Origin of the sequence: Pseudomonas sp. GD03875 (assembly GCF_029840585.1) — a bacterium.
Taxonomy (GTDB): domain Bacteria; phylum Pseudomonadota; class Gammaproteobacteria; order Pseudomonadales; family Pseudomonadaceae; genus Aquipseudomonas; species Aquipseudomonas paralcaligenes.
Window position 1 is genome coordinate 1 of record NZ_JAOCCV010000004.1, and the last position, 21,057, is coordinate 21,057.

20 protein-coding genes and 1 pseudogene are annotated in these 21,057 nt (G+C 69.5%); 9 read left to right on the top strand and 12 right to left on the bottom strand.

What is annotated here, in order from left to right; translation table 11 throughout:
* Positions 1 to 100: 100 nt before the first annotated feature.
* Positions 101 to 1,939: a Na/Pi symporter gene (locus N5D30_RS04305; protein WP_279907834.1), complete on the top strand. Its 1,839-nt coding sequence runs from the start codon at positions 101 to 103 to the stop codon at positions 1,937 to 1,939.
* A 1-nt stretch (position 1,940) separates the two neighbouring features.
* Here the strand turns inward: N5D30_RS04305 and ggt are convergent, their stop codons facing one another.
* From ggt to N5D30_RS04335, 6 genes are all read right to left on the bottom strand, one after another.
* Entirely contained in the window at positions 1,941 to 3,620 is a 1,680-nt protein-coding gene (gene ggt, locus N5D30_RS04310; RefSeq protein ID WP_279907835.1) for a gamma-glutamyltransferase, read from the bottom strand.
* A gap of 69 nt (positions 3,621 to 3,689) precedes the next feature.
* Complete coding sequence (locus N5D30_RS04315; RefSeq protein ID WP_220812448.1) at positions 3,690 to 3,941, bottom strand: YfhL family 4Fe-4S dicluster ferredoxin; 252 nt, start codon at positions 3,939 to 3,941, stop codon at positions 3,690 to 3,692.
* Between the two features lie 124 nt (positions 3,942 to 4,065).
* Positions 4,066 to 4,545 (bottom strand): pantetheine-phosphate adenylyltransferase, encoded by a 480-nt coding sequence (gene coaD, locus N5D30_RS04320; protein ID WP_220812447.1) that lies wholly within the window; start codon positions 4,543 to 4,545, stop codon positions 4,066 to 4,068.
* A 407-nt stretch (positions 4,546 to 4,952) separates the two neighbouring features.
* On the bottom strand, positions 4,953 to 6,545 hold the full coding sequence (locus N5D30_RS04325; RefSeq protein WP_279907836.1) for a GMC family oxidoreductase: 1,593 nt from the start codon (positions 6,543 to 6,545) through the stop codon (positions 4,953 to 4,955).
* 157 nt (positions 6,546 to 6,702) lie between these two features.
* Positions 6,703 to 7,248 carry a twin-arginine translocation pathway signal protein gene (locus N5D30_RS04330; protein WP_279907837.1) on the bottom strand — a complete coding sequence of 182 codons (546 nt, stop codon included), beginning with the start codon at positions 7,246 to 7,248 and terminating at the stop codon, positions 6,703 to 6,705.
* An 8-nt stretch (positions 7,249 to 7,256) separates the two neighbouring features.
* Positions 7,257 to 8,687 carry a coniferyl aldehyde dehydrogenase gene (locus N5D30_RS04335; RefSeq protein ID WP_279907838.1) on the bottom strand — a complete coding sequence of 477 codons (1,431 nt, stop codon included), beginning with the start codon at positions 8,685 to 8,687 and terminating at the stop codon, positions 7,257 to 7,259.
* Between the two features lie 145 nt (positions 8,688 to 8,832).
* Between N5D30_RS04335 and N5D30_RS04340 the strand changes: the two genes are divergently transcribed.
* Complete coding sequence (locus N5D30_RS04340) at positions 8,833 to 9,498, top strand: TetR/AcrR family transcriptional regulator (RefSeq protein WP_220812443.1); 666 nt, start codon at positions 8,833 to 8,835, stop codon at positions 9,496 to 9,498.
* A 12-nt stretch (positions 9,499 to 9,510) separates the two neighbouring features.
* On the opposite strand, the gene N5D30_RS04345 is transcribed toward N5D30_RS04340, so the two are convergent.
* Complete coding sequence (locus tag N5D30_RS04345) at positions 9,511 to 9,681, bottom strand: hypothetical protein (protein ID WP_279902826.1); 171 nt, start codon at positions 9,679 to 9,681, stop codon at positions 9,511 to 9,513.
* Between the two features lie 134 nt (positions 9,682 to 9,815).
* Between N5D30_RS04345 and N5D30_RS04350 the strand changes: the two genes are divergently transcribed.
* On the top strand, positions 9,816 to 10,226 hold the full coding sequence (locus N5D30_RS04350) for a transcriptional regulator (RefSeq protein ID WP_279907839.1): 411 nt from the start codon (positions 9,816 to 9,818) through the stop codon (positions 10,224 to 10,226).
* Here N5D30_RS04350 and N5D30_RS04355 read toward each other — a convergent pair.
* The 4 genes and pseudogenes from N5D30_RS04355 to N5D30_RS04370 all read right to left on the bottom strand — a co-directional run.
* Positions 10,223 to 11,209, bottom strand: a complete 987-nt coding sequence (locus N5D30_RS04355) for a hydrolase (RefSeq protein ID WP_279907840.1) — start codon at positions 11,207 to 11,209, stop codon at positions 10,223 to 10,225. The two genes, N5D30_RS04350 and N5D30_RS04355, sit on opposite strands and share 4 nt — an antisense overlap.
* Before the next feature lie 224 nt (positions 11,210 to 11,433).
* The gene (rsmD, locus tag N5D30_RS04360; RefSeq protein ID WP_279908065.1) at positions 11,434 to 12,033 is read right to left on the bottom strand and encodes a 16S rRNA (guanine(966)-N(2))-methyltransferase RsmD; all 600 of its coding nucleotides are present in this window, start codon (positions 12,031 to 12,033) and stop codon (positions 11,434 to 11,436) included.
* Positions 12,033 to 13,517, bottom strand: a complete 1,485-nt coding sequence (locus tag N5D30_RS04365) for a pitrilysin family protein (protein WP_279907841.1) — start codon at positions 13,515 to 13,517, stop codon at positions 12,033 to 12,035. Before N5D30_RS04365 ends, rsmD begins: the two co-directional genes overlap by 1 nt.
* Positions 13,513 to 14,878 (bottom strand): annotated as a pseudogene (locus tag N5D30_RS04370) (pitrilysin family protein); the annotation flags it as partial. The gene N5D30_RS04365 and the pseudogene N5D30_RS04370, both read right to left, overlap by 5 nt.
* A 127-nt stretch (positions 14,879 to 15,005) precedes the next feature.
* On the opposite strand from N5D30_RS04370, the gene ftsY reads away from it, so the two are divergent.
* From ftsY to N5D30_RS04395, 5 genes are all read left to right on the top strand, one after another.
* Positions 15,006 to 16,478, top strand: coding sequence for a signal recognition particle-docking protein FtsY (gene ftsY / locus N5D30_RS04375; protein WP_279907842.1), 1,473 nt, complete (start codon positions 15,006 to 15,008; stop codon positions 16,476 to 16,478).
* A complete protein-coding gene (ftsE, locus tag N5D30_RS04380) occupies positions 16,475 to 17,143 on the top strand; it encodes a cell division ATP-binding protein FtsE (protein WP_220812434.1) in 669 nt (222 codons plus the stop codon). Before ftsY ends, ftsE begins: the two co-directional genes overlap by 4 nt.
* Positions 17,143 to 18,153 carry a permease-like cell division protein FtsX gene (gene ftsX, locus N5D30_RS04385; protein ID WP_279907843.1) on the top strand — a complete coding sequence of 337 codons (1,011 nt, stop codon included), beginning with the start codon at positions 17,143 to 17,145 and terminating at the stop codon, positions 18,151 to 18,153. The genes ftsE and ftsX overlap by 1 nt, the downstream gene beginning before the upstream one ends.
* A gap of 115 nt (positions 18,154 to 18,268) precedes the next feature.
* Positions 18,269 to 19,123 carry an RNA polymerase sigma factor RpoH gene (rpoH, locus tag N5D30_RS04390; protein ID WP_220812432.1) on the top strand — a complete coding sequence of 285 codons (855 nt, stop codon included), beginning with the start codon at positions 18,269 to 18,271 and terminating at the stop codon, positions 19,121 to 19,123.
* 61 nt (positions 19,124 to 19,184) lie between these two features.
* Complete coding sequence (locus N5D30_RS04395) at positions 19,185 to 19,793, top strand: hypothetical protein (RefSeq protein WP_279907844.1); 609 nt, start codon at positions 19,185 to 19,187, stop codon at positions 19,791 to 19,793.
* Here the strand turns inward: N5D30_RS04395 and mtgA are convergent, their stop codons facing one another.
* Positions 19,794 to 20,540, bottom strand: a complete 747-nt coding sequence (gene mtgA, locus N5D30_RS04400) for a monofunctional biosynthetic peptidoglycan transglycosylase (protein WP_279907845.1) — start codon at positions 20,538 to 20,540, stop codon at positions 19,794 to 19,796. It lies immediately after the preceding gene.
* A 67-nt stretch (positions 20,541 to 20,607) separates the two neighbouring features.
* On the opposite strand from mtgA, the gene N5D30_RS04405 reads away from it, so the two are divergent.
* Positions 20,608 to 20,985, top strand: coding sequence for a DUF423 domain-containing protein (locus N5D30_RS04405; protein ID WP_279907846.1), 378 nt, complete (start codon positions 20,608 to 20,610; stop codon positions 20,983 to 20,985).
* Positions 20,986 to 21,057 lie beyond the last annotated feature (72 nt).

Here is a 21,057-nt window from a genome sequence, read left to right on the forward strand (position 1 = left end):
ACCAGGGTGCTTCATAGTCTTGCCCCTCCGCCGCCCCCATTCGTAGCTCCGCCAGCGGCTGTGCCATTAATATGCGCGAAACGCATAAGGGAGCGACGCTGTGAACCCATTCGGACGTGCGAGCCTGCTGGCGCTGTTGGCGGGCGGCCTGGCCTGGTCTTTCTGGAGCAGCGCCGGCTGGTTGCAGCTGTGCGCCGGCTTGGCCCTGTTCTTGTTCGGCATGCAGTGCCTGGAGGAGGGCCTGCGCCAGCTGGCGGGCGGCAAGCTGGAACAGCTGCTCGGTCGCAGCACGGCCACCTCGGGCAAGGCCATGCTGTTCGGCGTCGGCGGCACCATGCTGCTGCAGTCGAGCACCCTGGTATCGCTGCTGACCATCGCCTTCATCAGTACCGGCCTGATCCAGCTGGCCGGCGGCATCGCCATCCTGTTCGGCGCCAACCTCGGCGCCACCAGCGGCATCTGGCTGCTGGCGCTGGCCGGGCAGGACCTCAGCCTCAGCCCGCTGGCTCTGCCGCTGCTGGTGTTCGGCGTGCTGGCCGGTTTCAACGGGGCGAAGAGCAAGGCGGCCGGGCGCATCGTGCTGGGCATCGCCTTCATCTTCCTCGGCATCGACCAGATCAAGGACGGCTTCTCCAGCTTCGGCGGCGACATGGACCTGGCCATCTACCGGGCGGAGGGGCTGTCCGGGCAACTGCTGTTCACCCTGATCGGCCTGGTGGCGACGGTGGTGCTGCAGTCCAGCCATGCCACGCTGATGCTGACCCTGGCGGCGCTGGCCAGCGGCCAGCTGGAACTGGGCCAGAGCCTGGCCATCGCCATCGGCTCCAACGTCGGCAGTAGCGTCAGCACTGCGATCGTCGGCTCCCTCGGCGGCAACCGTAGCGGCCAGCGCCTGGCGCTGGCCCATGTGCTGTTCAACGTGGTCACCGCGCTGCTCGCCTTCCTCCTGCTCACCCCGCTCACCTGGCTGGTGCAGTGGCTCACTGGGCTGGTCGGGCTGGGCAACAACAGCCTGATCCAGCTGGCCCTGTTCCACAGCCTGTTCAACGCCTTCGGTGTGCTGTTGTTCTGGCCCTGGCAGGGGCAGCTCGCCCGCCTGCTGCTGCGCTGGCTGCCGGAGAAGGCCGAGCCGCAGGTGCTGATCACCGAACTGGCCACCCCGGGCCCGCAGGAATTCCCGCGCACCCGCGCGCGCTACCTAAACGACCAGGCGCTGGACTCGGTGGATGCCGCCGCCAGCGCGGTGATGCGCGAGCTACGTCACCTCAGCCGGCTCAGCCTGGAGGTGATCTGCCATGCCCTGTACCTGCCGGTGGACCAGCTGGCCCGGGTGCGCGGCGACGAGGCGCTGCTGCGCGCCGCGCCCGACTCCCACGCGCTGGAGGCCGAGGCGCTGTACCAGCGGCACATCAAGGGCGTGTACGGCGACCTGCTGAGCTTCATGGGGCGCCTGGAGCTGCCGCTGGACGAGGCGCACCGGCAGTTCTGGATGGCCGGCCAGCTCGCCGCGCTGCAGCTGGTGGATGCGGTCAAGGACGCCAAGCACCTGCAGAAGAACCTGGGCCTGTACCTGCGCCAGGAACCGTCCACCGTGCGCTCGGCGTACGTCGAGCTGCGCGGCCACCTGCTGGCGCTGCTGCACGAACTCTACGAGCTGTCCCGCCTGGATGTCAGCGACGAGGCCTGGAGCGCCCGCCTGCGCATGCTGGACGACGAGGCGGCGGAGTTCGACCGGGTCTATCGCGAGCGGCTGTTCGCCCTGGTCCGCCAGGGCCAGCTGGACGGCCTGCAGACCAGTTCGCTGATGAACGACCTGGGCTACGTCGGGCGCATCTTCCAGAGCCTGCGCAACGTCCTGTTGCTGGCCGAGGAGCAGGGGCCGCTGCACGGCCTGCGCCAGGTCGAGCCGGAGAGCGGCCCGCTGATCGTCCTCGAATAGCTCAGTCCGCCTGCTTCAGCAGCGCGGCGCGGCCCACGCCCCGTGGGTCGCTGGCCGCTTCCACCTGGCCGCTGCGCTTGTGCCACAGCAGCACCTGCTGGTTGCCGAAGCCGCGCTCGACCCGCTTGAGACGATGGCCGCGCATCTCCAGACCGCTCAACTGGCCGGGGCCGAAGGCGTCCGGCTCGTACTCGATCACGTCCGGCAGGTACTGGTGGTGGTAGCGCGGGGTGGCCGTCCACTGTTGCACTGGCTTGCCGTCCAGGTAGTCGAGCACCGCCAGCAGCACCATGCTGGGGATGCGGCTGCCGCCTGGCGTGCCGAACGAGGCCAGTTCCTGCTCGCTCTCGATGAAGGTCGGGCTCATGCTCGACAGCGGCCGCTTGCCCGGGGCGACGGCGTTGGCCTGGCTACCGGCCAGGCCGTAGACGTTGCTGCCCTTGGGGTCGGCGGCGAAGTCGTCCATCTCGTTGTTCAGCACCACGCCGGTGCCGGGCGCGGTGAAGGCGGCGCCGAACGGCAGGTTGATCGACAGGGTGGCGGCCACCGCGTTGCCCTCGCCGTCGAGCACGGTGAAATGGGTGGTGTGGTCGCCCTCGCGCCAGGCCGGCGCTGGCGGCAGGCTGGCACTGGGTGTGGCGTGCTGCAGGGCGATGCCCTTGGCCAGGCTCTTCAGGTAGTCGGGGGCGAGCAGCTGCGGCAGCGGGTTGCGCACGTGGTCCGGGTCGCCCAGCAGGCTGCGGTCGCGGTAGGCGCGGCGCAGGGTCTCGACCACGTAGTGGCTGCGCTGCACGGCGCCGGCCTTCTGCCAGGGCAGCTGCTGCAGCATCAGCAGGCTCTGGGCCAGGGCCACGCCGCCGGCCGAGGGCGGCGGTGCACCGATCAGTTCGCGCCCACCGTCCAGGCCGATGCGCAGCGGCTGGCGCTCGACCACCCGGTAGTCGCGCAGGTCGCGGGCGCTCCACACGCCGCCGCCGGCCGTCACGCCCTCCAGCAGCAGGCGCGCCGTCTCGCCCTGGTAGAAGCCGGCGTGCCCGTCCCGGGCCAGGCGCTCCAGGGTGCGCGCCAGCGCCGGTTGGCGCAGCAGGCCGTGCAGCGGCGGCACGCGGTTCTGGTCGAGGAAGATGGCGGCGCTGGTCGGGTCCTGCTGCAGGGCCTGCAGGCGCCATTCGGCGCGCTCGCGGTAGATGCGGTCGATGCCGACGCCATCGCGGGCCAGGCGGATGGCGGGCGTCAGCGAGTCGCTCAGCGGCAGCGTGCCGTAGTGCCGGGCCAGGTGGTCCAGCGCCGCCGGCAGGCCGGGAATGGCGGCGGCCAGCGGGCCGTTCAGCGACAGCTCGCGCTGCACCGTACCGTTGCGCCGGTAGAGGTCGGGGCCGGCCGCCGCCGGGGCGCGCTCGCGGGCGTCGATGAAGCGGTAGGTCGGCGGCTCTCCAGCCTGGCGCAGCAGGAAGAAACCACCACCGCCGAGGCCCGAGCCATAGGGTTCGGCCACCGCCAGGGCAGCGGCGATGGCGATTGCGGCGTCGAAGGCGTTGCCGCCGTGGGCCAGGGTTTCCAGGCCGGCCACCGTGGCGGCGGGGTGGGCACTGGCGACGGCGGCCTGCTCGGGACGCGGCGCGGACTGGGCGGCGAGGGCGCCGCTCAGCAGCAGGCAGGCGAGAAGGGGTTTGAACGGCATGGGATCGATCCGGGCTTGGCAGGCTTGAAGCCTAGCGGAGATCGACCCGCGATGGGGCGTGGGGGTGTTTCAGGCCTTGCCGGTGATGCGCTTGTACTTGTCCATCAGCTGCTCCTTGCTCTCGACGTTGGCGTCGTCGAGGGGGATGCAGTCCACCGGGCAGACCTGTTGGCACTGCGGCTCGTCGTAGTGGCCCACGCATTCGGTGCACAGGTTGGGGTCGATCACGTAGATCTCTTCCCCCTGGGAGATGGCGGCGTTCGGGCACTCGGGTTCGCAGACGTCGCAGTTGATGCAGTCGTCGGTGATCTTCAGGGACATCGGGGCAACTCCTGCCAGGCCCGACGGGCATGGCACTTTCAGGCATTCAGTGGGCGAATTGTGCCGGATCGGCCGGCTTCGCGCCATGCGCGGGCGACGGAGCCGCCCGCTCGCAGCCCGGGGATTACCGTTTGAAGCGCTCGGCCAGGGCGTCGGCCACCGCCGGATGGACGAACTTGCTGATGTCGCCGCCCAGCGCGGCGATCTCGCGCACCAGGGTGGAGGAGATGAAGGAATACTTCTCCGACGGGGTGAGGAACATGCTCTCCACGTCCGGTGCCAGCTGGCGGTTCATGTTGGCCAGCTGGAACTCGTACTCGAAGTCCGATACCGCTCGCAGGCCACGGAGGAACACGTTGGCCTGCTGCTCCTTGACGAAGTGCGCCAGCAGGGTGGAGAAACCCACCACCTCGACGTTGGGCAGGTGCTTGGTGACTTCCCTGGCCAGTTCGACCCGTTGCTCAAGCGGGAACAGCGGGTTCTTCTTCGGGCTGGCGGCTACCGCGATGATCACCGTGTCGAACAGGCGCGAGGCACGCTCGATAAGGTCGCCGTGGCCCTTGGTGATGGGGTCGAAGGTGCCTGGGTACAACACTCGATTCATCGCATCGTCCTGTTCGGAAGGCGGGAAGAGTCGCGGATGGTAGCGCAGCGCTTCGCTCGGGGCCAAGCATGGCGCGCAGTGGCGGGGTGATCGGGGGATGGGGCTGTGTGGACGAGGCGGTAGATTCCGTCATTCCCGCGCAGGCGGGAATCCAGGCGCAGGCCGGGATAGCACGTCGCTGGGTCCCCGCCTGCGCGGGGACGACGGGGTGTGCAGCTGCAGTTCCGCCCACGTGCCTAGGTGGCGCAGGGAGGGCAAGCGGGTGGAGCCTTGGATGGACAAGGTAGAACACTCCGTCATTCCCGCGAAGGCGGGAATCCAGGTGGGGGCCGGGATGGCGCGTCTCTGGGTCCCCGCCTTCGCGGGGACGACGGGGGCGCAGCACCGCTCCACCGATCATCCCGCACTCAGGCCTTCAGGCGCTCGGCCAGCAGGGTCGAGAGCTTGGCGGTGAGGCCGTAGATCGACAGCTGCGGGTTGGCGCCGATGCTGGTGGGGAACAGCGAGCCGTCGTGGATCGACAGGTTCTCCAGCTGGTGGTGGCGTCCCAGGCTGTCGGTGACCGCCTGCCTCGGGTCCTCGCCCATGGCGCAGCCGCCCATCACGTGGGCGCTGCCCAGGCGGGTCTGGTAAAGGCGCAGGTCGAGGCGGTCGATCAGCGCCCGGGCCTCGGCCAGGGTCTTCGCGTAGTCGGCCTGGGCGTGCACCGGCAGCACCGCCTTGGCACCGGCGGCGAACTGGATCTCGGCCATGCTGTGGAAGGCCCGGCGGATACCGTCCCAGGTGTAGTCGGTCATGCGGTAGTCGAGCACCGGCGTGCCGTCGCCGCGCAGCTCCACGGTGCCCTCGGCGCTGTCCGGGTGGAAGCCGTCGCGCATCAGCGCCAGCATCACGTTGGTGTGCGGCAGCTGTTCCATGCGCAGGGCGTTGTCGACGCCGAAGCGGCCGAGCAGGGTGGCCGCCAGGGCCGGGTGCAGCGGCGGCACCTCCAGCTTGTAGGACATCTGCCCGGTGGTGCCGTCGTTCCACTGGAAGTGGTCGGAATAGACCGACTGCGGCGCGCCGTAGAAGGGGGCGATCATCTGCTCGAACTGCGCCGCGGAGAAGTTCACCACGTGCAGGAAGGTGCGCTTGCCGGCCCGCTCATGCGGGTCCGGCGCCTGGGAGCGCAGCAGCAGCGCCGGCGAGTTGATGCCGCCGCCGGCCAGCACGTAGTGGCGCGCCTTGACCATGATGCGCCGGCCGTTGGGCGCCACCGCGCGTTCGTCCATGCCCAGGCATTCCAGGCCGGTGACGTGGTCGCCGTCGTGCAGCAGGCGCTCGGCGCGGGCCAGGTAGAGCAGGGCGCCGCCCTGGTCGAGGGCGGCGGGGATGGTGGTGACCAGCATCGACTGCTTGGCGTTGACCGGGCAGCCCATGCCGCAGTAGCCCAGGTTCCAGCAGCCGCGCACGTTGCGCGGGATGATGTGCCAGGCGTAGCCGAGCTTCTCGCAGCCGGCGCTGATCACCGCGTTGTTCGGGTTCGGCGGGATGGCCCAGGGCGCCACGCCCAGGCGCTGTTCCATCTTCTCGAACCAGGGCGCCATCTCGGCGGCGCCGTGGCCCTGCACGCCGTGGGCCTCGGCCCAGTGCGCCAGGGTCGGCTCCGGGGTGCGGAAGCTGGAGGTCCAGTTGACCAGGGTGGTGCCGCCCACGGCGCGGCCCTGCATGATGGTGATGGCGCCGTCCTTGCTCATCCGGCCGATGCCTTCCTGGTACAGCTGCGGGTAGGCGTCGGCCTCCTGCATCTTGAAGTCGCTGCTGGTCTTCAGCGGGCCTTCCTCGATCAGCAGCACCTTGAGCCCGGCGGCGCTGAGGATTTCCGCCGTGGTGCCGCCGCCGGCGCCGCTGCCGATGATGGCGACGTCGGCCTCCAGCAGCAGGTCCTTGTCCAGGTGCGAGCCGTCGTAGGTGGTCCAGCCGCGGGCGATGCCTTCGCGGAAGCTATCGGGTACAGGCATTTCAGGCTCTCTTTCTTGTTCTTGTCATGCTCGGAGTCGAGGCCGAGCGAGCTAGAGTCAGGCTAGGCGCAAGTGCGCGAGGACGGGGAGTTTACGAGTTGTAAATGACCTGTCCGAGTGCACTTGCAACGACGCCTGGCCGACGCGCAGCCGGCCGTCAGAACCTCGGCGGGCCGGGGTAGCCGCAATGGGCCCACGACTGCGGCCGCGCATACCAGGCCATCAGTACCAGCTGCAGCAGCGAGGCGTGGCCCATGCGCAGCAGGTCCAGCGAGCTGTGTTCCCAGCGGTCGAGGAAGCGGCGCACGTCCTCCGCGCTGGCGTTTTCCCAGCTGCCCCAGATGCCGGTCAGCGGGCCGCGGGTGACGGCCATGGCCAGCACGTCCAGCAACTGCCGGGTGAGCTTGAGCAGTTCGGGCGAGAGGTAGCCCAGGTTGCGGTCGATGCCCTGCACGGTGGCGTCCACCGCCGCCTGCATGGCGCCTGGTTCGACCGCGCCCTCCAGCATCACCGGGACGATGGCGCGCAGGCTGGGCAGGTCGCTGGTGCGCAGCACCGAGAAGCCGGCGGCCGCGCCATCACTGGAGCAGCCGCTGAGGCTGGCGGTGACCCCGGCGGTGGCGAGGAAAGCGCCGCCGAGCAGGCCGACCTTGAGCAGGCCGCGGCGCGACAGCGGCGGCGCGGCGGTGGAGAGATCGGTCATGGCGGGCCTCAGCGGATGAACAGCTTGTGGATCAGCTTCTGGATCGCGGTGCCGTACGGCGGGTAGATGAAGCGCGCGGCGTTGAAGCGCTGCTTGATCAGCACGCCCTTGGCCTTGCTGAAGGTCAGGAAGCCCTCGTGGCCATGGTAGTGGCCCATGCCGGAGGGGCCGATGCCGCCGAACGGCATGTCGTCCTGGGGCACGTGCAGCAGGGTGTCGTTGATGCAGGCGCCGCCGGAGTGGGTCTCGTGCAGCACGCGCTGCTGCTCGCCCTTGTCGTAGCCGAAGTAGTACAGCGCCAGCGGGCGCGGGCGGTCGTTGATGTAGGCGAAGGCGTCTTCCAGGCGCTTGTACGGCACCACGGGCAGCAGCGGGCCGAAGATTTCATCCTGCATCAGCTTCATTTCGTCGGAGACGTTGAGCACCAGGCTGTGGGCCAGGCGGCGGCCCTGGTCGCCGGGGAACAGCGGCACCAGCTGCGCGCCCTTGGCCTCGGCGTCGGCGATGTAGCCCTTGAGGCGCGACAGCTGGCGCTCGTTGATGATGGCGGTGTAGTCCGGGTTGTTTTCCAACTTCGGATAGAAGCGCTGCACGGTGGCGCGGTAGGCGGCGACGAAGCCCTCGACGCGCTCCTCCGGCACCAGCACGTAGTCCGGCGCCACGCAGGTCTGCCCGGCGTTCATGGTCTTGCCGAAGGCGATGCGCTCGGCGGCGTCTTCCAGCGGTACGTCGGCGGAGACGATGGCCGGCGACTTGCCGCCCAGCTCCAGGGTGACCGGCACCAGGTTCTCGGCGGCGGCGCGCATCACGTGCTTGCCGATGCTGGTGGCGCCGGTGAACAGCAGGTGATCGAGGGGCAGGCGCGAGAACGCCTGGCCGACCTCGGCCTCGCCCAGCACCACGGCCACGTGGTCCTCGGGGAAGATGCGCGCGAGCAGGTCCTTGACCAGTTGCGAGGTGGCTGGGGTCGACTCGCTCATCTTGATCATCACCCGGTTGCCGGCGCCCAGGGCGCCGATCAGCGGGCCGAAGGCCAGGTACAGCGGGTAGTTCCACGGCACGATCACGCCGACCACGCCGAGCGGCTGGTACACCACCCGCGCCGAGGCCGGCTGGAAGGCCGCGCCGACGCTGCGCCGCGACGGCTTCATCCACTTGCCCAGGCGCTTGCTGGTGTAGTCGATGCCGTGCAGGCTGGGCATGATCTCGGCCAGCAGGGTCTCGTTGGCGGCGCGGTTGCTGAAATCGCGGGACACCGCCTCGACCAGCGCCTGCTGCTCGCTCAGGATCAGCTCGCGCAGGGCCTTGAGCCAGGCGCGGCGCTGCTCGGCCGACGGCATCGGGTTGGCGCGGTAGGCGGCTCGCTGGGCGGCCAGCAGCGGCTCCAGGGCGTCTATCTGTTGTTGGTTTTGTTGGAGATAGGCAACGTCGGCGACCATGGCGGAGCGTCCTCTCGAAGGAACGGCGGATTGGTGAAGTCGATTTTTAGAGTAATTGCTCTAAACTGTCAATCACGGACCGCGCCGGTCGTCAGATCGGCCGCTTCCCTGTACTTTTGTCCCTTTTCTCGCGCCGAGCCGAACCATGGCCCCGAAGAACAAGACCCGCGACCGCATCGTCGAAGCCAGCCTGGAGCTGTTCAACGCCCAGGGCGAGCGCAGCGTCACCACCAATCACATCGCCGCGCACCTGGGCATCTCGCCGGGCAACCTGTACTACCACTTCCGCAACAAGCAGGCGATCATCGCCGAGCTGTTCGCCGAGTACGAAAGCCGGGTCGACACCTTCCTGCGCCTGCCCGAGGGCCGCGCGCTGACGGTGGAGGACAAGACCTTCTACCTGGAGGCGCTGCTGGCGGCCATGTGGCACTACCGCTTCCTGCACCGCGACCTGGAGCACCTGCTGGAAAGCGACCTGGAGCTGGCCGAGCGCTACCGCGCCTTCGCCCACCGCTGCCTGCGGGCGGCCTCGGACATCTACCAGGGCTTCGTCGCCGCCGACATCCTGGCCATGGACGAGCAGCAGATCGAGGCGCTGACCCTCAACAGCTGGATCATCCTGACCTCCTGGGTGCGCTTCCTGTGCACCATCCGCAGCAACCCCGGCGACCTCAGCGAAGAGCTGATGCGTCGCGGCATCTACCAGATCCTGGCGCTGGAGAGCGGCCACGTCACCGAGTCGGCGCGCGACGCCGTGCAGGCGCTGCTGGCGCGCCTGCACGTGCCGATGGCGGCGGTGCTGTCGGGGTGAGGTGCTAGGCGGCTAGTGCCGCCGTCTTTCTTCCAGACGCTTGCGCAGCCGCGCCTGGTGCTGCTCCAGGCGCGCCTTGGCGACCGGGTCATGCACCCGCTCGATGAGCGCCGACAGCGCTTCCAGGGTGCGTCGGGAAAGATCGCGTATACGCGCGTTCCTCTCACTCGTTTCCTTGTCCATGTGCGTCTTCCTCCTGTGCCGCCGAGCCCGGAACTTGGTTCGGCGAAAGCCTTCAGTAAAACTGAACCAACTATTTAATAGAAGATTAAATTGAAAGTTAAGTTCGTCGTGAAAGCGAATTTAGTTTTGCTTCCATGAACGAGAAAGCCGAATTCGCCGAACGCCTGCGCAATGCCATGACCGCTGCGGGCTATCCCGCGCGCCCCGCCGTGCTGGAACGCGAGTTCAACTCCCGCTACCGGGGCCGTTCGGTCACCTTCCAGGCGGTGTCGCGCTGGCTGCGCGGACAATCCATTCCCTCTCAGGAAAAGCTGCTGGTGCTGGCCGAATGGCTGCGGATCGAGCCGCAGGCCCTGCGCTACGGCGACAAGGCGGTCCGCCACATCCGCGAACAGCGGGCGCGCTGGGAAGACGCCGGTCTGTATCAGGAGCGCGCCACCTTCGAGGCCTACCTGTCGCTGCCACCGGCGCAGCGCAAGATCGTCCGCGAAGTGATCATGGCCTTCGCCCAGGCCGTGCGCAGCGAGACGCCCAAGGGCGACTAGACCTTCGCGCCCGCCAGCCAGGCGGGGATGCGCCTTTCCAGATAGAACTGCGGCCGGCGGGGCGTACCGCCGATGAAACCGACGTGGCCGCCGTGGGCGTGCAGCTCCAGGCGGGTGCTGCGGGACAGTTCGTGGGCGCGCGGCACGCTGTGGGGGAAGACGAAGGGGTCGTCGCCGGCCTGGATCAGCAGGGTGCGGGTGCGGATGTCCCCCAGGTAGTAGCCGCTGGAGGCGCGCCGGTAGTAGTCGGCGGCGTCCGCGTAGCCGTGCAGCGGCGCGGTGAAGCGGCCGTCGAAGTCCCAGAAGGTGCGCATGCCGTCCAGCGTGCCCAGTTCGCGCAGCGCCGCCAGCCGCTCGTGGTGGCCCTCGTCGGTGAAGCGCTGCTGCTTGTCACGCACGTAGGCCACCAGGGCGCGCATGAAGTGCGCCTGGTAGACCTTGGAGAAGCCACGGTCGATGCGCTCGGCGCAGTGGTCCAGGCGGAACGGCACGGACACCGCCACCGCTGCCTGCAGGCCGGAGTCCGCGCCGGTCTCGCCCAGGTACTTGAGCAGCACGTTGCCGCCCAGCGAGTAGCCCACCGCGTGCAGCGGCGCCAGCGGCCGCCGGGCCTGCAGGTGGCGGACCACGCTGAGCACGTCCTCGCTGACCCCGGAGTGGTAGCCGCGCGGCAGCAGGTTGGGCTCGCCGGAGCAGCCGCGCCAGTTCAGCGCCACGCTGGACCAGCCCTGGGCCGCCAATTGCTGCTGCAGGCCGAGCACGTAGTGCGAGCTGGAGGAGCCGGTCAGCCCGTGCAGCACCAGCACCAGTGGCGCCGTGGCTTCGTGGGGTCCGTGCCAGTCGAGGTCGAGGAAGTCGCCATCCTCCAGCCACAGCCGTTCGCGCTGCCGGTCGAGGCGCGGCGGCGTGCGGCACAGCGAGCCCCAGAGGGTCTGCAGGTGCGGGCCGGGCAGCCACCAGGCGGGTTGGAAGGTGTCGTTCATGGGCAGGTGGTTCGGGCGCAAAGCGTCAGGCTAGAGCGCGACGGCGCAAAGCGGAAGCACCATCGGCCGGCTGAATGACAGCCGTGGGGTGTGTCCACACGCTGTTGTGGGAGCGGCCTTGGCCGCGAATTGCTGAGTAAAAGCTTCGCGGCCAAGGCCGCTCCCACAGGCGTTTCGGTAGGGCGGGTGGAACCCGCGAAAAGGGGGGCGCGCACACGCGGGTTTCACCCGCCCTGCGTGCGTTCCCACAGCGAGTAGTACACCTGGCCGGCCTTCTTCTCGCGGTGCAGGCGCCAGTTGCCGGGCAGGCCGAGGGCGGACGGGGCGGTCTCGCTCTCGCAGTAGACCCAGGCGCGCGGCGCCAGCCAGCCGCGCTCTTCGAGCAGGGCGCAGGCCGGGGCCAGCAGGTTCTGGTGGAAGGGCGGGTCGAGGAACACCAGGTCGAACGGCGTCGCTGGCTGGCTTTCCAGGTGGCGCAGGGCATCGACCTGCTGCACTTGACCGGTTGTGCAGTCCAGAGTCGTCAGGTGGCCGCGCAGGGCCGCCACCGACTGCGGGTTGAGGTCCAGGCCGAGGGCGCTGGCGGCGCCCCGGGACAGGGACTCCAGCAGCATCGCCCCGCTGCCGGCGAAGCAGTCGAGCACGCGGGCGCCCTCGATGTGCGGCGCCAGCCAGTTGAACAGCGTCTCGCGCACCCGGTCCGGGGTCGGCCGCAGGCCCGGTCCGTCGGGGAAGGCGAAGCGCCGCGAGCGCCACTGGCCGGCGATGATGCGCAGTTGGCCGCCACCGCCGTGGGTGGGTGGTTTGCCGGAGGACTTGCGCATCAGTGCTCCGGCGGGCCGGCCGGCCGTTCGGCGGGCTTGTCGGTGGGTGGTGGCAGCGGCTTCTGCTCGACCGTCGGCCCGGCGCTGACGATGACCAGCTTGTCCACGGCCAGGTGCCTGGCCATGGCGGCCTTTACCTGTTCCACGGTCAGGCCCTGCACTTCGCTCATGAAGTCGTCGAGGTAGGTCAGCGGCAGGTCGTAGAAGCCCATGGCGCCGAGCTGGCCGACGATGTCGGCGTTGCTCGCGGTGGTCAGCGGGAAGCTGCCGACCATCTCGCGCTTGGCGTCGTCCAGTTCCTTCTGGGTCGGGCCGTTGGCCAGGTAGTCGGCGAGGATGTCCTGCACCAGCTTGAGGGTGCCTTCGCTCTGGTCGGCGCGGGTCTGCAGGTTGATCATGAACGGGCCGCGGGCCTGCATGGCGCTGAAGCCGGAGTAGATGCCGTAGGTCAGGCCGCGCTTCTCGCGCACTTCCTCCATCAGCCGGGTGCCGAAGCCGCCGCCGCCGAGAATCTGGTTGCCCAGTGTCAGCGCGGCGTGGTCCGGGTCGCGGCGGTCGACGCCGAGCTGGGCCAGCATCAGGTGGGTCTGGTTGGACGGGAACTCGATGTGGCTGGGGCCGGCCTTGGGCTCCTCGGGCTGGGCGATGCGCGGCAGCGCCGGGCCCTGGGGCAGGGCGGCGGAGACCTGCGCGGCGATGGCCTCGGCTTCGGCGCGGGAGAGGTCGCCGACCAGGGCGATCACCACGTTGCCGGCGGCGTAGGCCTTGCGGTGGAAGGCCTGCAGCTGCGCCACCGAAATGGCGGGGATGGACTGCTCGCTGCCCTCGCTCGGGTGGGCGTAGGGGTGGTCGCCGTAGAGCCGCTCGAACAGTTGCAGGCCGGCCAGCTTGCCGGGGTTCTGCTTCTGGTACTCGAAGCCGGCCAGCAGCTGGTTCTTGATCCGCGCCAGGGCGTCGGCCGGGAAGGTCGGCTGGCCGATCACCTGCTCGAACAGGGCCAGGGCCGGCTCGCGCTGCTCGGCGGCGCTGAGGCTGCGCAGGCTGGCGATGGCCATGTCGCGGTAGGCGCCGTTGCCGAACTCGGCGCCCAGGCTCTCGAAGCCCTCGGCGATGGCGGTGACGTCCTTGCCGGGCACGCCCTCGTTGAGCATGGCGTTGGTCAGGGTGGCCAGGCCGGGCACGCCGTCGTCCTGGCTGCTGCCGGCGGCGAAGGTCAGGCGCAGGTCGAACATCGGCAGCTGGCGCGCCTCGACGAACAGCACCCGGGCGCCTTCGGCGGTCTGCCAGCGCTGGATGTCCAGGGTGCGCTTGCTCGGCGCCTTGCCTTCGAGCAGGGCCAGTGATTCCAGGGGCGCCGGCGTGTCGGGCGCGCCGGCCAGGGTGGGCGCCTGGGCCGGGCGGCTGGCGATGTACACCAGCAGGCCGGCCAGCAGGATCAGGGCGAGGCCGAGCAGGCCGTAGCGGATGCCGTTGCGCTCGCTCATGGCTGGGCTCCTTCTGTGGTGTTCTCGGGCAGGATGTGGGCGACCGACAGGCGCGACGGGGTGAAGTAGGTGCGCGCGGCCTTCTGGATGTCGGCGGGGGTGACGGCTTCGAGGGCGGCCAGGTCCTGGTCCATCAGTTGCCAGGACAGGCCGACGGTTTCCAGCGAGCCGATGGTGCTGGCCTGGCTGGTGATCGAGTCACGCTCGTAGACCAGCCCGGCGATCACCTGGGCACGTACCCGGGCCAGTTCCTCGGCGCTGGGCGGGGTCTGCTTGAGCGCGTCGAGCTGGGCCCACAGGCCCGCCTCGACCTGCGCCAGGGTCTTGCCCTTCTGCACGTTGGGCGTGGCGGAGAGCAGGAACAGGCTGTCGCCGCGCTTGAACGCGTCGTAGCTGGCCGAGGCGCCGGACACCAGTTCCTCGCCGCGCTCCAGGCGGGCCGGCAGGCGCGCGCTGTAGCCGCCGTCGAGCAGCGCGCCGATCAGGCGCAGGGCGTGGATTTCGCGGGCGTCGGCGCTGGTCGCTAGGCCGGGCACGTTGAAGCCCATCAGCAGGCTCGGCAGCTGGGTCTTCACATAGAGGGTGATGCGCCGCTCGCCGGGCTCGGCCAGTTCGCGGGGAATCTTCGCCGGCGGCACGTCGCGGCGCGGGATGGCGCCGAAGTATTTCTCGGCCAGGCCGCGCACCTCGTCCTTGGTGACGTCGCCGACCACCACCAAGGTGGCGTTGTTCGGCGCGTACCAGGCCTGGTACCAGTGGCGCAGCTCCTCGACCGTCATGCGGTCGAGGTCGGCCATCCAGCCGATGGTCGGGGTGTGGTAGCCGCTGGCCGGGTAGGCCATGGCCTTGAAGCGCTCGTAGGCCAGCGAGGTGGGCTTGTCGTCGGTGCGCAGGCGGCGCTCCTCCTTGATCACCTCGATCTCGCGGGCGAACTCGTCGGCCGGCAGCTTGAGGCTGGCCAGGCGGTCCGCCTCCAGCTCGAAGGCCACGGCCAGGCGGTCGCGCGACAGCACCTGGTAGTAGGCGGTGTAGTCGTCGCTGGTGAAGGCGTTCTCCTCGGCGCCGAGGTCGCGCAGGATGCGCGAGGCCTCGCCGGGGCCGAGCTTGCGGCTGCCCTTGAACATCATGTGTTCGAGGGCGTGGGACAGGCCGGTCTGACCGGGCGTCTCGTAGCTGGAGCCGACCTTGTACCAGAGCTGGGAGACCACCACGGGCGCGCGGTGGTCCTCGCGGACGATGACCTTGAGGCCGTTGTCCAGCTGGAATTCGTGGGTCGGTTGCGGTTCCGCGGCGATGGCCGCAAGAGGGGCGATGAGGGTGGCGAGGAGCAGGCCGGCGCAGCGGCGGGCGAGTCTTGTCATAGGGAATCTGGACCTGTCGGACAGCCCGGGCGGTCGTACCGCCGGCGGGCGAAGAGGTGCTAGGATACCGCATCCTTTTCCGGGGCGGCGCGGCGATCCGTGCGGCTCCCCTGAGATCAAGCGACCCATGTTTGGTTCCCAAGACGACAAGCCATCGCCGGAGCAGCCCGGCGAGAAGAAATCCCTGTTCGGCTGGCTGCGCAAGAAACCGCAGGACGCCCAGGAAACACCCCCGCCAGCGCAGCCCGAGCCCGCGGCCAAGCCGGCCCCGGTAGCCGAGGCCCCGCAGCCTGCACCCGAGGTCCCCGCGAGCCCGGTGCCACTGGCCGAGTCGCCTGCCGCGCCCGCGCCGGCCGAGGCGCCCGTCGAGATTCCCGCCGCTGTCGAGCCCGCTGCCGCCGTCGAGCCGCCTGCGCCCGTGCCCGAAGCCGCCGCCGAGCCGGCCCCGGTGGTGGTGCAGCCGCCGGTCGAGCACCTGCCGGTGGTCGAGGCGGTGCCGGCGGCCGAGGAGCCGCGTCCGGCCTTCTCCCGCTTCCGCATCAACGCCGGCAGCGAAGTCACCCACCCGGTGCACGAGCAGCCCGCGCCGGTCGAGGCTCCGCCGGAGCCGCAGCCGGTGGCCGAGGTTGCCCCGGTCCAGGTCGAGCAGAGCAAGCCCGGCGACAACCAGGGCGGCTGGTTCGCCCGCCTCAAGCAGAGCCTGTCGAAGACCAGCGCCAGCCTGGGCGAGGGCATGGCCAGCCTGTTCCTCGGCAAGAAGGCCATCGACGACGACCTGCTCGAAGAACTGGAAACCCGCCTGCTGATGGCCGACGTCGGCGTCGAGGCCACCGGCGCCATCATCGGCAGCCTGACCAAGCGCGTGGCGCGCAAGGAACTGGCCGACAGCGGCGCGCTGTACAAGGCCCTGCAGGAAGAGCTGGGCGCCCTGCTCAAGCCGGTCGAGCAGCCGCTGGCGATCGGCGCCGAGAAACAGCCCTACGTGATCCTGGTGGTCGGCGTGAACGGCGTCGGCAAGACCACCACCATCGGCAAGCTGGCCAAGAAGCTGCAGGGCGAGGGCAAGAAGGTCATGCTCGCCGCTGGCGACACCTTCCGTGCCGCCGCCGTCGAGCAGCTGCAGGTGTGGGGCGAGCGCAACAATATCGCGGTGATCGCCCAACACACCGGCGCCGACTCCGCCTCGGTGATCTTCGATGCGGTGCAGGCCGCCAAGGCCCGTGGCGTCGACGTGTTGATCGCCGACACCGCCGGCCGCCTGCACACCAAGGACAACCTGATGGAGGAACTGAAGAAGGTCCGTCGGGTCATTGGCAAGCTGGACGAGACCGCGCCCCACGAGGTGCTGCTGGTGCTGGACGCCGGCACCGGGCAGAACGCGATCAACCAGACCAAGCAGTTCAACCAGGCCGTGGCCCTCACCGGGCTGGCCCTGACCAAGCTGGACGGCACCGCCAAGGGCGGGGTGATCTTCGCCCTGGCCAAGCAGTTCGGCCTGCCGATCCGCTACATCGGCGTCGGCGAAGGCATCGACGATCTGCGCACCTTCGTCGCCGACGATTTCGTTCAGGCACTGTTTGCCGAGAAGGAGCGGGGATGATTCGATTCGAGCAGGTCGGCAAGCGGTATCCCAATGGCCATGTCGGGTTGCACGAACTGAGTTTCCGCGTGCGCCGGGGCGAGTTCCTCTTCGTCACTGGCCACTCCGGCGCCGGCAAGTCCACCCTGCTGCGCCTGCTGCTGGCGATGGAGCGGCCGACCACCGGCAAGCTGCTGCTGGCGGGCCAGGACCTGTCGCAGATCACCACCGCGCAGATTCCCTTCCTGCGCCGGCAGATCGGCGTGGTGTTCCAGAACCACCAGCTGCTGTTCGACCGCAGCGTGTTCGACAACGTCGCCCTGCCGCTGCAGATCCTCGGCCTGTCCAAGCCGGACATCGCCAAGCGGGTCGGCGCGGCGCTGGAGCGCGTGTCCCTGTCGGACAAGGCCGAGCAGTTCCCGGCCGACCTGTCCACCGGCCAGCAGCAGCGCGTCGGCATCGCCCGCGCCGTGGTCCACCGCCCGGCCCTGCTGCTGGCGGACGAACCCACCGGCAACCTCGACCCGCGCCTGGCCGCCGAGATCATGGGCGTGTTCGAGGACATCAACCGCCTCGGCACCACGGTGCTGATCGCCAGCCACGACCTGGCGCTGATCGCACGCATGCGCCACCGCATGCTCACCCTGCAACGCGGCCGACTGATCGGCGACGGGGAGGCCGGCTGATGAGCGACAACCAGCGCAACATCAAGGCTGCCGAGCGGGTCGGCTCGGTGCAGTCCAAGGCCGACAAGCCGATCAAGCAGGGGCCGGACTTCTCCACCCTGTTCGCCGCCTGGGTCGAGAGCCACCGCGCCAGCCTGGTGGACAGCCTCGGCCGGCTGGTGCGCCAGCCGATCAGCAGCTTCTTCACCTGCCTGGTGATGGCCGTGGCGCTGTCCCTGCCCATGGGCCTGGCCCTGCTGCTGGACAACGTCGAGCGGCTCGGCGGCTCCTGGCAGAAGGCCGCGCAGATTTCCCTCTACCTCAAGCAGGAGGCCGGCGACGACGCGGGCCTGCAGCTGCGCGACGAGATCGCGGCGATGCCCAACGTGGCCGAGGCCGAGTTCATTGGCAGCGAGGCCGGCCTGGCCGCCTTCGAGGAGCAGTCCGGCCTCGGCCAGGCGCTGCGCGAGCTGCCGGAAAACCCGCTGCCCGCCGTGGTGGTGGTGACCCCGGAAGAGATCGACAAGGCCGCCCTGGACGCACTACGCCAGCGCCTGGCCGAGTTGCCCGGCGTCGACCAGGCCCAGCTCGACCTGCAGTGGGTCGAACGGCTGACCGCCATCCTCGGCCTGGGCGACCGCTTCGTCTTCGGCCTGACCCTGCTGCTGGTGATGGCCCTGCTGCTGGTGATCGGCAACACCATCCGCCTGCACATCGAGAACCGCCGCAGCGAGATCGAGGTGATCAAGCTGGTCGGTGGCACCGACGGCTACGTGCGCCGTCCCTTCCTTTATATGGGGGCATTCTACGGCCTGGGTGCCGGCCTGCTGGCCTGGGGCCTGCTCGCCTTCGGCCTGGACTGGCTGAACGACGCGGTGGTGCGCCTGGCCGGGCTCTACGGCAGCGATTTCGCCCTGGGCGGCGTGCCGGCGGCCGATGGTCTGTCGCTGCTTCTAGGGGCGGTTCTGCTCGGCTATATTGGCGCCTGGCTGGCCGTGGCGCGGCACCTGAGCGAGCTTGCGCCACGGTAACAGTTTCGTTTTCCTATCGATCCATGGCTATCTGTATGGGAACTTTCCCGCGGGTTGCCCGTCAGAGGATCGACGGTGCTAGACTGCGCCGATCCCGTAATACCGGAGGTTTTTGATGACCAATTCCCTGCAACCTGTCCATGCCCTAGTCCCAGGCGCCAACCTGGAGGCCTACGTGCATGCGGTGAACAGCATCCCGCTGCTCTCCGTCGAGCAGGAGCGCGAGCTGGCCGAGAGTCTCTACTACCAGCAGGACCTGGAAGCCGCGCGCCAGATGGTGCTGGCCCACCTGCGCTTCGTCGTCCATATCGCCCGCAGCTACGCCGGCTACGGCCTGGCCCAGGCCGACCTGATCCAGGAAGGCAACGTCGGCCTGATGAAGGCCGTCAAGCGCTTCAACCCGGAGATGGGCGTGCGCCTGGTGTCCTTCGCCGTGCACTGGATCAAGGCGGAGATCCACGAATTCATCCTGCGCAACTGGCGCATCGTCAAGGTCGCCACCACCAAGGCCCAGCGCAAGCTGTTCTTCAACCTGCGCAGCCAGAAGAAGCGCCTGGCCTGGCTGAGCAACGATGAAGTGCACGCCGTGGCCGAGAGCCTGGGCGTGGAGCCGCGTGAAGTGCGCGAGATGGAGAGCCGCCTGTCCGGCCAGGACATGGCCTTCGACCCGGCGGCCGACGCCGATGACGACAGCGCCTACCAGTCCCCGGCCCACTATCTGGAAGACCATCGCTACGATCCGGCCCTGCAGCTCGAGGACGCCGACTGGAGCGACAGTTCCAGCGCCAGCCTGCACGAGGCGCTGGAAGGCCTGGACGAGCGCAGCCGCGACATCCTCAACCAGCGCTGGCTGGCCGAGGAGAAGGCGACCCTGCACGACCTGGCCGCCAAGTACAACGTCTCCGCCGAGCGAATCCGCCAGCTGGAGAAGAACGCGATGAACAAGTTGAAAGGCTCCATTCAGGCCTGACCGACCCGCACCCCACCGAAAGCCGCACCCAGGTGCGGCTTTTTTCTGCCCGGAGATCGCCTTGACCCGTCGTCCGCCCGCCCTGTTGTTCACCGTCGTGGCGCTGGCCAGTTGCCTGCTCGGTTACTGGCTGCTGATGCCGCGTGAGGAAAAGGCCGCGCCGCTGCCCTGGCTGGGCGCCTGGCAGGTCGAGGTGCTGCAGCCGCTGGCCGAGGATCGCCTGAACCTGGGCCAACTCGCGGCGCGCCTGCCGGAGGCCGAGTTGTGGCTGCAGCCGAGCCTGGACGGCCCGCGCCTGCTGCTGCGCGACGAGCCGGCGCTGGGCGAGGGCAACTGGATGCTGGAAGCCGAGTTGGCGCTCAGCCAGGCCCAGCGCGACAGCCTGGCCCAGGCCAGCGGCACCAAGCCCGGCGACCCGGAACAGCCCCAGTCGGAAGCCATGCGCGAGCAACTGGCCGAGCGTCCCATCGAGGCGCTCAACCTGCGCCCGCGGCAGGCCACTGCCGTCTCCGCGGAGAACCTGAGCGCCAGCCTGGGTGCGCCGCGCCTGCGCCTGCAACTGCCGGAAGGCGAGGCCTGGGTCTATCCGCAGCTGGGCCTGACCGCCCACCTCGAGAATGACCACCTGCAGCTGCTGCGCGTGGTGCCCCGGCGCCTGCTCAGCCACTGATCAGGGTTTCGGCAGCCACTCCGGCCACCACTGCGGCACTGCCATCGGCTTTTGCGCCAGCTGGTTGAGGTAGTGGCTGCCGCCCAGCTGCTGGCTCTGCCGGCGAATCCAGTTGGCCCGGCGTTGCACGTGGGTGTTGGGCCGGCTGGCGCTCCAGCCGCGCGGGTTGGGCAGCACGGCGGCCAGCAGGCTGGCCTGCTGGGCCGACAGGTAGGGCGCGCCGATCTTGAAGTGGTGGCGCGCGGCGGCCTCGGCGCCGAACACCCCGTCGCTCCATTCCACGCTGTTGAGGTAGACCTCGAGGATGCGCTGCTTCGGCCAGAGCAGCTCGATCAGCCCGGTGAACCAGGCTTCCAGCGCCTTGCGCGGCCAGCTGCGGCCGGACCAGAGGAACAGGTTCTTGGCCACCTGCTGGCTGATGGTGCTGGCGCCGCGCAGGTTGCCGCCGCCCGCGTTGTGGGCCATGGCCTGGCGGATGGCGGCGACGTCGAAGCCCCAGTGCTCGGCGAACTTCTGGTCCTCGGCGGCGATCACCGCGATCTTCAGGTCGTCCGGCAGCTCCCGCCACGGCCGCCAGCTGCGCTGCAGGTCGATCGGCTGGCCGTCGAGCCACGACTGGACCTTGCGTTCGGCCATCAGCGCCGTGCCGGGCGGGTCGATCCAGCGCAGCGCCAGTACCACCAGCAGCGAACCGGCGACGAACCACAGCAGCAGTTTGGTCAGGCGGCGAAACAGGTTGCGCAGCATGGCTTGGCCCGATCAGGGAGAGCGGGCCATTATAGCGGCCGCATCGAGTCTGTCCGGGAGTGGGATCATGTTACGAGTCTTTCTGGCGCTGGCGGCCCTGGCCGGCTTTTCCGGCGTGGCGCTGGGCGCCTTCGCCGCCCACGGCCTCAAGGGCCAGCTGAGCACGGAGTACCTGGCGGTGTTCCAGACCGGCGTGCAGTACCAACTGTTCCACGCCCTGGCCCTGTTCGGCGTGGCGCTGCTCGCCGACCGCCTCCCCGGGCGTCTGGTGACGGCCGCCGGCAGCCTGTTCGTCGCCGGCATCCTGCTGTTTTCCGGCAGCCTCTACCTGCTGACGCTCAGCGGCCTGGGCAAGCTCGGCATGATCACTCCGCTGGGCGGCGTGTGTTTCCTCGCCGGCTGGCTGTGCCTGGGGCTGGCGGCGCTGCGCTCCGGGCGGGCCTGACGGAACGGCGCAGCCCGGCGGACTTATGGACGAGGTATCAGGAAAACCCGTCATTCCCGCGCAGGCGGGAAT